Source organism: Dorea sp. BIOML-A1, assembly GCF_009875615.1.
Taxonomy (GTDB): Bacteria; Bacillota; Clostridia; order Lachnospirales; family Lachnospiraceae; genus Dorea_A; species Dorea_A amylophila.
Genome location: NZ_WWSA01000017.1, coordinates 52,796 through 63,238, shown reverse-complemented (window position 1 = coordinate 63,238; position 10,443 = coordinate 52,796). Strand labels below are relative to the sequence as shown.

Here is a 10,443-nt window from a genome sequence, read left to right as displayed (position 1 = left end):
ATATCGCCAGCCATAGCATGGCTGACGATACAAAAATTTATTATTTTTTATTGTCCTCTTGACGGGGAGCATACCACGAAGGAGTGGTGTTTCTTTAACCATATTTTCAAGGTCAACCCCTTGTGGGCGGTTGTTCCTTATATAATTAATATACCATATGGAATAAGTATATTCAAGAATATGGAATAAAAATGTTTTAATGAACTTTTGAAAAAAACATATTGAGAAATGTTCTCAACATATCCTCTTCCTATTTTTACAAAAATCATGTATCATACTAGTTAGATAAAGCTAACTAACGTGCATAAAAGGAGGCAATACATGAGTATAGTAATCGTAGGCGGACACGACAGAATGGTTCATCAATATAAAAAAATCTGTAAAGAATACAAATGCAAAGCGAAAGTATTCACACAGATGTCTGGAAATTTAAGTGAAAAGATCGGAAGTCCGGATCTGTTGATCCTATTTACCAACACAGTATCTCATAAGATGGTACACTGTGCAGTGACAGAAGCAGAAAAATGCAATGCACAGATTGTAAGATGCCATACAAGCAGTGGAAATGCATTAAATGAGATTCTTCAGAATGCCTGTACAGCATAAGTATCTGGAATGTGGGAAAGCCCACGTCAGATGCTGACACCTTTTCTTGATCTTTTTTAATCTAAAAACTCCATAAGGATAATCCTTGCATTTGGCTGATAATATGCGATATAATAAAAAACGCTTGACTTAAAACAAAGAGAGGTTTATGGAATGAAGAGAGAGACATTTGGATCAAGACTGGGCTTCATCCTTGTATCCGCAGGGTGTGCCGTTGGTATCGGAAATGTGTGGAAATTCCCATATATGTGTGGACAGTTTGGTGGAGCTGCATTTATCCTGATATATCTGGTATTTCTTCTGATCATGGGAATTCCGGTTATGGTCTGTGAATTTGGTGTCGGACGTGCGAGCAGACACAGTGTTGCCGCTGCATATGAGACACTGGAACCTAAAGGAACAAAGTGGCATATTACAAAATGGATCGGTATCATTGGATGCTATTTCCTGATGATGTTCTATACTACGGTTGGTGGATGGATGCTGTATTATTGTGTCAGAAGCTTCAGTGGAGATTTCGTAGGTGCGGATATGGAGACGGTATCGGCTGGATTTAGTGATATGCTTGGAAATATGCCGCTTATGACATTTTGGACGATTCTGATCTGTATCATTGGATTCGGTGTATGTGCATTTGGAATCCAGAAAGGTATCGAAAAAGTATCCAAGTTCATGATGACAGCATTGCTTGTGATCATGATCGTACTTGCGATCCACTCTGTGATGATGAAAGGTGCCGGAGCGGGAATCCGCTTTTATCTGATTCCTGATTTCAGACAGATGGCAGAGATCGGAATCGGAAACGTGGTTTTCGGGGCTATGAGCCAGGCATTCTTTACATTATCAATTGGAATCGGAGCGATGTTGATCTTTGGAAGTTATATGGAAAAAGATCAGCGTTTATTCGGAGAGGCTGTGAATATTACCGTGCTTGACACGGTCGTAGCGCTGATGGCAGGTTTCATTATTATTCCGGCATGCTTTGCATACGGAATTGAACCGGGAGCAGGCCCAAGCCTTATATTTATCACGATCCCGAATATTTTCGCGCAGGTGGCAGGCGGGCGTGTATGGGGAGGATTATTCTTCCTGTTCTTAAGCTTCGCTGCATTTACGACACTGGTTGCGGTATTTGAAAATATTATTTCTTTTGATATGGATTTATTCGGATGGTCAAGAAAGAAGAGTACACTGGTAAGTCTGATTCTGATCATTATCTTAAGTATGCCATGTGTTATGGGATTCAATGTATTGGCCGGATTCACTCCACTTGGAGAAGGATCGACAATCATGGATCTGGAGGACTTCATCGTATCGAATAACCTGCTTCCGCTTGGAAGTCTTGGCTATGTCCTGTTCTGTACAAAGAAGAACGGATGGGGATGGAACAGCTTCCTTGAAGAAATCAATCAAGGAGAAGGATGGAAGTTCCCGGCAGGAATCAAGGGTTATATGTCTTACGGATTGCCGCTTCTGATCATTATCATTTACCTGAAGGGATATTATGATAAATTTCAACCAATGGGAACGAAGACACTGATCGGTTGGATGATCGTGGCGTTCTTATTCCTTGCATTTGTGATCGGATGCTCTTGTGGAAAAAGTACTGCGGAAAAAGTGGACAAGTAAAGAAAAAAAGTAAAAAGATGTGGAAAAAGGATAAGTTCTTTTGTAAAGTGGAAAAGAACTTATCCTTTTTTTGTTCATCATACATTTGAAAGAAACTGCCGGTGGCAGATTCTATAAATAGTAAAGCATGCAAATGAAGTTAATTTTTCGCCTCGTAAGCAGCCTGGCGGACATCCGGGATCGCGATCAGTACAGGATATAATACTGCAGAGATAATCAGTCCGCCGATTCCCTGGATGATATTGGCAGGAATACTTGCGGCAGCACCGCTTCCATAAAGGAAGAATTCGCAGATAAAATATCCGCCGGCAACGAATACGATATCCGTGATACCGCCAAGAATGACTGCAATATAACGGTTTTTACCGGAACGGCACATCTTCTGGTAAATCAGTCCGGATACCAGTGCGACAAGCCCCTTGATCACCAGTGTGATCGGAACGTATACAAAATAGCCGCCGATCAGGTCAGACAGTGCAGAACCGATACCACCGGCAAGCATACCATATACAGGACCGAGGATGATACCTGCGAGGATTACGATTGCATCACCAGGATGGATATATCCGCTGGTTCCCGGTGTCGGAATGCGGATGGACATCGTAGCAACACAGGCCAATGCAGCAAATAATGCTGTCATAATTATTTTTTTCAGATTGGAATTCATAACCAAAACCCTCTTTCCTTTCGTAATTGTCATTACTTTACAATAGTAGTGGCATGAGATAAAGAGCCAGTTATGAGAAAAAACACCATACCAGTTTGAAAGCACATCACTTAATCAGCGGAAGATGACTGGGCTGCATGTTTTTTATATTGGCTGGGGGACATCCCCATATAACGTTTAAAAATCTGACCATAATATGCCGGTGAGGAAAATCCTACAAGTCCGGCAATCGTAGTAATATTCTCTCCATTCATAAGAAGTGGAAGACTGTTCTGGATCCGTGTAGACAGCAGGTAGTCGAAGATGGTCATCCGCATATACTTTTTGAAAAAGCGGCAGCATTCACTTTTGCACAGTCCGGCGTGAGAGGCAATATCTTCGAGACCAAGTTCTTCCGAGGCATGTTCTTGAATATAAGAAAGAATGTCTTTCAAACGTTGCAGATGCTTCTGTGGCTGTGGTGTATCCTGGGCAATCTGGACATAATGCAGATAAAGTCTGTGCCAGATCTCACAGAGCAGGAGGTGGACACGGAATTCATAGTCAGGTAATTCCGGCTGTTCTGACATGCTTTCATATCCAGAAGCGGAAGAAGATTGAACATGGCAGGTCAATCTATATATTTCTTTTATGTATTCAATAATTTCATTCTGCCACGAAATCTCTGGCTTTAATACAAGTGAAGACCAGAATTCGTTGGAAGTGATAAAATCGACATATTTGGTCTGCAGGATACTGTTCTCGTAGCCATAGATGAATTTGGGATGAAATGTGACAGAGATATAATTACAGTCCTGGTCATCAATCATATATCCGGCATGTAAAGCATTACTGTTGCAGAATATCCCTTCGCCTTCTGAGATAATATAACGCTGGTCGTTGACGACATATTCCATCTGTCCGGATACGAACCATGTAAGTTCGATCTCCGGATGCCAGTGCCACATGAAGGAATGCTGTTCATAAGACTGTATTGCCTCTGGGGATACCTGAACGGGGAAAGTGTAACTTCCGTGTTCTTTTACTTCTTTTTTGTTTTTTTCTGTAAGAATCTGAATACCTTTCATATCATCCTCCGTATATAAAAGTCAAAAACAAATAAAATCTCAATATTCTTATAAAATATGCCAATATTCTTATTGTGAGAATTTGCATATCTCATTATGATTATATTATAGCAATAACAGAAGACAGTCAACTACAAAAAAGTATGTAAGTGGATGTTAAAGAAGGCCTGAAACTTAAGGTATGAAAGAAAAAATGATAAAAATGTATTACAAATGGAGGTAATGGAATGCAGAAAGAGCAATTGATCGCAAAATTTCAGGAATTATACGGAGAAGGCGGGGAAATCCGTACTTATTTTGCACCGGGACGAGTAAACTTGATCGGAGAACATACAGATTATAACGGAGGTCATGTATTCCCATGTGCACTGACAATGGGAACATGGGCAGTGGTAAGGAACAGAGAAGACAGAAAATTAGGTTTCTTCTCTTTGAACTTTGAAAAGCTTGGAATCATTGAGACAAGTCTCGATGAATTGATTCCGAGTAAAAATGCCGGATGGACGAATTATCCGAAGGGAGTAATGTGGGCATTCGAAAAGAGAGGGTATGAACTGACACATGGAATGGATATCCTGATCTATGGAAATATTCCGAATGGTTCTGGACTTTCTTCTTCCGCATCACTGGAAGTGCTGACAGGACTGATGTTAAAAGATACATTTGGATTTGAAGATCTCTCCATGATTGATCTTGCATTGATCGGACAGTATTCGGAGAATAATTTCAATGGATGCAACTGTGGAATTATGGATCAGTTCGCAAGTGCGATGGGTAAGAAAGATCATGCAATTTTCCTGGATACCAATACATTAAAATACGAATATGCACCGGTCGTTCTTGAAAATGCGAAGATCGTGATCATCAACAGTAAGGTAAAGCACAGTCTGGTTGATTCTGCTTACAATGACAGAAGAAATGAATGTGAGACTGCATTAAAGGAACTTCAGAAGGTTACAGATATAAAGACACTTGGAGATCTTACAGAGGACGGATTCGAACAGTACAAGGATGCGATCAAAGATCCGGTCAGACAGAAGCGTGCGAAACATGCGGTATATGAGAATCAGAGAACTATTCGTGCAGTAGAAGCACTCCGTAACAACGATGTGAAATTATTCGGACAGCTTATGAATGCATCTCATGAGTCACTTCGTTATGATTATGAAGTGTCCTGTGAAGAGATAGATATTCTGGTAGATCTGGCGCAGGCAATGCCGGGGGTTATCGGTTCACGTATCACCGGAGGCGGATTCGGCGGATGTACGGTCAGCATTGTTGAAGATGCAACAGTGGACAGATTTATCGAAGAGATTGGAAAGACATATAAAGAAAAAGTCGGACATGAAGCAGAATTCTATGTAGTAGAGATTGGTGACGGAGCAAAGATTGTATAAATTCACAGGATAGAAAAAGGAACGGAAGGATCATAATATGTTGTATGAAAATATTAAGAAACTGGTAGAATATGGTATTCAGACCGGACTGACACCGGAATGTGAGAGAATTTACACAACAAATTTATTGTTAGAATTATTCCAGGAAGATTCATATGAAGATGTAGAAATCGACAGAAGCTCCATCGAACTGGAAACAGTTCTGGAAGGATTACTGGATGAGGCAGTAAAAAGAGGAATCATTGAAGACAGCATCGGATTCCGTGATCTTTTTGATACAAAGATCATGAATTGCCTGGTGCCAAGGCCGGCCCAGGTACAGAAGACATTTGCAGAAAAATACGAAGAATCGCCGGAAACTGCAACAGAATATTTCTATAAATTAAGTCAGGACAGTAATTATATCCGCAGATACCGTGTGAAGAAAGATATGAAGTGGAAAGTAGATTCCCCATATGGAGAGATTGACATTACAATCAATCTTTCTAAGCCGGAAAAGGATCCAAAGGCGATCGCAGCGGCAAGAAATGCAAAGAATACAGCATATCCGAAATGTCAGCTTTGTATGGAAAATGAAGGATATGCAGGACGGCTGGATCATCCGGCAAGAGAAAACCACAGAATCATTCCGATTGAGATTGCGGGAGGAAAATGGGGATTCCAGTATTCACCCTATGTGTACTATAACGAGCATTGTATTGTATTTAACGGACAGCATATTCCGATGAAGATTGATAAGAAAGCGTTTGAGAAATTATTTGATTTCGTAAAGTTATTCCCACACTATTTTCTGGGATCCAATGCAGATCTTCCGATCGTTGGAGGTTCTATCTTAAGTCATGATCACTTCCAGGGGGGACATTATACATTTGCAATGGCAAAAGCACCGATTGAGATTCCAGTAGAGATTCCTGGATATGAGGATGTGGAAGCTGGAATTGTAAAATGGCCATTGTCTGTAATCCGTATCCGTCATAAAGATGAAAAACGTCTGATCGAACTGGCAGATCACATTCTCGGATGCTGGAGAGGCTATACCGATGAAGAGGCCTTCATCTATGCAAATACAGACGGGGAACCACACAATACCATTACACCGATTGCAAGAAAACGTGATGGATTGTTTGAACTGGATCTGACTCTTCGGAATAATATCACAACCGAAGAACATCCACTTGGCGTTTATCATCCACATGCAGAGTATCATCATATTAAAAAGGAAAATATCGGACTGATCGAAGTTATGGGACTTGCGGTGCTTCCATCCAGATTAAAAGAAGAGCTGGAGATTCTTGCGGATTATCTGGTTCAGAAAAAAGATATCAGAAGTAATGAAAAGATTGCAAAGCATGCGGACTGGGCAGATACATTTTGTAAAAAATATGATGGGATTACAGAAGAAAATGTAATGGATATATTGAAAAAAGAAGTCGGTGAAGTATTTGTACATGTACTTGAGGATGCCGGAGTGTATAAATGTACAGAAAAGGGAAGAGAAGCATTTTTAAGATTTGTAAAAACATTATAAGATGTTAGAAAAACGTCAAAAATCAGAAGGGATGAAAAGCCCGGAAGATTTTTGGCGTTTTGTCATGTTTGAGTTGTTATGGTGAAAATGTAATAAAATTTTACGTAAATATAAAGTGCTGATTGTGAATAGAGATAGTAGATGCTATAATATAAATATAGTTTTTCGGGAAAAAGTATATTAAAAGAAAAATAAAATTTCAGGAGGAAACTTATATGAGATATGAAATCAAAGGAGACACATTACCGGTAGTTATCTGCTATCTGGAGGGCGGAGAGAAGATGATCACAGAAGGAGGCGGAATGTCTTGGATGTCACCGAATATGAAGATGGAGACGACCACGAATGGAGGAATCGGCAAGGCATTTGGAAGAATGTTTTCCGGTGAGCATATATTCCAGAATATTTATACCGCACAAGCTGGCAAGGGGATGATTGCATTTGCATCGTGCTTTCCTGGATCCATCAAAGCATTTGAAATCGGACCGGGGCGTGAGATGGTATTCCAGAAAAGTGCATTCCTTGCAAGCGAAGCAGGGGTAGAATTGTCTGTGTTCTTTAATAAGAAGTTCAGCTCTGGATTATTTGGCGGAGAGGGATTTATCATGCAGAAGGTATCTGGTCAGGGAACTGTATTTGCTGAGTTTGACGGACATGTAGTGGAGTATGAATTGAACGCCGGACAGGAAATTGTCGTAGATACTGGACATCTGGCTGCAATGGATGCTTCATGCCAGATAGAGATTAAGAGCGTACCGGGTGTGAAGAATATGTTATTTGGCGGAGAAGGAATCTTTAATACAATAATTCACGGACCTGGAAAAGTGTGGCTTCAGACAATGCCGATCAGTAATGTGGCAGGAGCATTGCGCCCATATATGCCATCATCTGGAAAATAGAAAGGATGCATAATTACAATGAGAACAAGAAACATTCATAAAGCCGCACTAACAGATGCAGTCACACCGTTGGAGGAAGCCGGAAAGGAAATTGCATATCAGGCAGCAGTGGAAGGGATCGTGCTTCTGGAGAATGACGGATGTCTTCCGTTAAATCCGGGAAAAATTGCACTATACGGAGCCGGTGCCAAAATGACGATCAAAGGAGGAACCGGTTCAGGAGAGGTCAATGAGCGGCATACAGTATCGATCCTGGAAGGAATGGAAGATGCGGGATTCAAGATTACAACGATGAACTGGATTGATGATTATGATCAGAGTTTTCAAGAAGGAGAGCATGCATACGCAGAAGAATTCCGAAAGAAACTAAGTCCGAAGAATCTGTCGGATTTTATGAATCTGATGAGCAGTCCATACCGCTATCCATATGGAAGAGCAGTGCTGCAGGAAGATGTAGAAAAATCAGAGACCGATACCTGCATTTACGTCATTTCGAGACAGGCAGGAGAAGGTGCTGACCGTAAACTCAGTGAGAATGAATACGGTCTGGCAGAGATAGAACGAGTAAATCTGACATTTTGTGCGGAACAATATGAGCATATGATCGTAGTGATCAATGTAGGAGGGCAGTTTGACCTGAATTTTCTGCATGAGATTCCGAACATCAATGCGGTGATCTTCATGGGACAGCTTGGAACGATGGGCGGGCAGGCAGTTGCGGATATAGTCTGCGGAAAGCATACACCGTCCGGGAAACTTACAGATACATGGGCAAAGCATTACCGGGACTATCCGGCGTCAGATGATTACAGTTATCTGAATGGGAATCTCGATGAAGAGTATTACCGGGAAGGGATCTATGTCGGATATCGGTATTTTGATACATTTCATGTAGCACCAAGATATCCGTTTGGATATGGACTATCGTATACAGAGTTCGAAATGCATCTTGCAGGTATGAGGCTGGAAAGAACTACCGTCGAGATATCCGTAGATGTAAAGAATAAAGGCGAAGTATACAACGGAAAAGAAGTGGTACAGATCTATGTAAGCTGTCCGGATGGTGAACTGAAAAAAGAAGCACAGCGATTAACTTCATTTGCCAAGACAAAGAACCTGAAACCGGGAGAGGAAGAACGGACTGTATTACAATTTGATCTGCGTGATCTTACAAGTTACAGGGAAAAAGATGCTGCCACTGTTCTGGAACCGGGCGAATATGTCGTGCGAGTCGGTAATTCCAGCAGGAATACAAGAGTATGTGGAATATTAAAACTGGAAACGGAAATAATTACAGAGAAACATTCTCATATCTGTAAGGCACCGTTAAGGGTGACAGAACTGGAATGGCAGGAAGAAAAGGAACTTCTTCATGCAACCGGTGACTGCAGACAGAACTGGGGAAGAACCTGTGAAATAATCATCGACGATGTGGAAAAAATTCAGAGCTTTCAGATCGAACCGGGGATTATTCCGGAAACGGATCATAAGTATGGCCCGGTGGAGATCTATTCTTCGGAAGAGACTGACAGGATCTTAGAGTCATTAACGCTAAGAGATATGGCGGAGCTGGTTGTGGGCGGAGGCATGTCCGGACATCGGTTCTTTGAAGCACCGGGAGCAGCAGGCGTGACGACTGGAAATCTGACTGCAAAGGGAATTCCAAATGTCGTTATGGCGGATGGACCTGCGGGACTCAGGCTTCATAAGATATCGTCTGTATCTATAACGGGTAAAGTAAAAGGAGTAGAACCAAATATCTCTTTTATGAAATATCTTCCCGAACCGGTAAAGAAAGTAATGCTTGGCAATCCGGACAGCAAGAATCTTCTGTATCAGTTTACAACGGCATTTCCGGTGGGAATCTCTCTGGCATCGAGCTGGAATCTGCAGCTTGCAGAAGAGGTCGGGAATGCAGTGGGAAAAGAGATGGAAGCTTATGGTGTAACTTACTGGCTGGCACCGGGCATGAATATACACCGCAACCCTTTATGTGGACGTAACTTTGAATATTTCTCTGAAGATCCATTACTTACGGGTAAATTTGCGGCAGCAATTACAAAAGGAGTTCAGAAGAACCGTGGATGTTATGTTACATTAAAGCATTATTGCTGTAATAATCAGGAAGACAACCGTAATAAGACGAATGCTAACGTAAATGAAAGAGCACTTAGGGAAATCTATCTGAAAGGATTTGAAATTGCGGTGAAAGAATCGCATCCGGGAGCTGTGATGAGCAGCTATAATAAGGTAAACGGCAAATACGTCAACAACAGCTATCGTCTGCTGACACAGGTACTGAGGAATGAATGGGGATTTGATGGTTTCGTTATGACTGACTGGTTCGCAACCGGAAGAAAATACGGTGATCCGGCACATGCGATTGCATCAGGCAACGACCTGATTATGCCAGGCAGTTCCGGAACCGTAGATGACATCGTAAAAGCAGTTTCCAAAGGTATTATTCTGGAAGAAGATGTAAAAAGGAGTGCGGCCAACGTGTTGAAAGGAATCATCAGCAGCCGTATCTACCAGGGGTATTTAAGGAAGCAGAGAGAAAGCGGAGTATAATCAGTAAACAGATACACACTATATTCACAAAAGTTGACTTCGAACGAAGTGAGAGGAGAAACTTGGGAATATAGTGTGT

At 41.5% G+C, this 10,443-nt stretch carries 8 protein-coding genes; 6 read left to right on the top strand and 2 right to left on the bottom strand.

From position 1 onward, the window contains the following. The first annotated feature begins 321 nt into the window (after positions 1 to 321). On the top strand, positions 322 to 606 hold the full coding sequence (locus GT508_RS08335; protein WP_055284895.1) for a DUF2325 domain-containing protein: 285 nt from the start codon (positions 322 to 324) through the stop codon (positions 604 to 606). Between the two features lie 153 nt (positions 607 to 759). Beyond that, positions 760 to 2,235, top strand: a complete 1,476-nt coding sequence (locus GT508_RS08330; protein WP_161144002.1) for a sodium-dependent transporter — start codon at positions 760 to 762, stop codon at positions 2,233 to 2,235. Positions 2,236 to 2,374: 139 nt separating this feature from the next. On the opposite strand, the gene GT508_RS08325 is transcribed toward GT508_RS08330, so the two are convergent. Together GT508_RS08325 and GT508_RS08320 are read right to left on the bottom strand one after the other, a co-directional pair. Then, complete coding sequence (locus GT508_RS08325; RefSeq protein ID WP_161144001.1) at positions 2,375 to 2,902, bottom strand: ECF transporter S component; 528 nt, start codon at positions 2,900 to 2,902, stop codon at positions 2,375 to 2,377. A gap of 110 nt (positions 2,903 to 3,012) precedes the next feature. Beyond that, positions 3,013 to 3,969: an AraC family transcriptional regulator gene (locus tag GT508_RS08320; protein WP_161144000.1), complete on the bottom strand. Its 957-nt coding sequence runs from the start codon at positions 3,967 to 3,969 to the stop codon at positions 3,013 to 3,015. Between the two features lie 227 nt (positions 3,970 to 4,196). On the opposite strand from GT508_RS08320, the gene GT508_RS08315 reads away from it, so the two are divergent. The 4 genes from GT508_RS08315 (at position 4,197) to GT508_RS08300 (ending at position 10,364) form a co-directional block, all read left to right on the top strand. Beyond that, positions 4,197 to 5,366: a galactokinase gene (locus GT508_RS08315; protein WP_055284887.1), complete on the top strand. Its 1,170-nt coding sequence runs from the start codon at positions 4,197 to 4,199 to the stop codon at positions 5,364 to 5,366. A 37-nt stretch (positions 5,367 to 5,403) separates the two neighbouring features. Beyond that, positions 5,404 to 6,894: a UDP-glucose--hexose-1-phosphate uridylyltransferase gene (galT, locus tag GT508_RS08310; protein WP_055284885.1), complete on the top strand. Its 1,491-nt coding sequence runs from the start codon at positions 5,404 to 5,406 to the stop codon at positions 6,892 to 6,894. 215 nt (positions 6,895 to 7,109) lie between these two features. Beyond that, on the top strand, positions 7,110 to 7,793 hold the full coding sequence (locus GT508_RS08305; RefSeq protein WP_055284883.1) for a TIGR00266 family protein: 684 nt from the start codon (positions 7,110 to 7,112) through the stop codon (positions 7,791 to 7,793). A gap of 18 nt (positions 7,794 to 7,811) precedes the next feature. Further along, on the top strand, positions 7,812 to 10,364 hold the full coding sequence (locus tag GT508_RS08300) for a glycoside hydrolase family 3 protein (protein ID WP_161143999.1): 2,553 nt from the start codon (positions 7,812 to 7,814) through the stop codon (positions 10,362 to 10,364). The last annotated feature ends 79 nt before the right edge of the window (positions 10,365 to 10,443 follow it).

What these genes read in the sequence shown, in the direction of transcription:
- GT508_RS08315 (WP_055284887.1), top strand. Translation starts at nt 4,197, where the DNA reads ATGCAGAAAGAGCAATTGATCGCAAAATTTCAGGAATTATACGGAGAA.
- GT508_RS08335 (WP_055284895.1), top strand. Translation starts at nt 322, where the DNA reads ATGAGTATAGTAATCGTAGGCGGACACGACAGAATGGTTCATCAATAT.
- galT (WP_055284885.1), top strand. Translation starts at nt 5,404, where the DNA reads ATGTTGTATGAAAATATTAAGAAACTGGTAGAATATGGTATTCAGACC.
- GT508_RS08300 (WP_161143999.1), top strand. Translation starts at nt 7,812, where the DNA reads ATGAGAACAAGAAACATTCATAAAGCCGCACTAACAGATGCAGTCACA.
- GT508_RS08330 (WP_161144002.1), top strand. Translation starts at nt 760, where the DNA reads ATGAAGAGAGAGACATTTGGATCAAGACTGGGCTTCATCCTTGTATCC.
- GT508_RS08320 (WP_161144000.1), bottom strand. Translation starts at nt 3,969, where the DNA reads ATGAAAGGTATTCAGATTCTTACAGAAAAAAACAAAAAAGAAGTAAAA.
- GT508_RS08305 (WP_055284883.1), top strand. Translation starts at nt 7,110, where the DNA reads ATGAGATATGAAATCAAAGGAGACACATTACCGGTAGTTATCTGCTAT.
- GT508_RS08325 (WP_161144001.1), bottom strand. Translation starts at nt 2,902, where the DNA reads ATGAATTCCAATCTGAAAAAAATAATTATGACAGCATTATTTGCTGCA.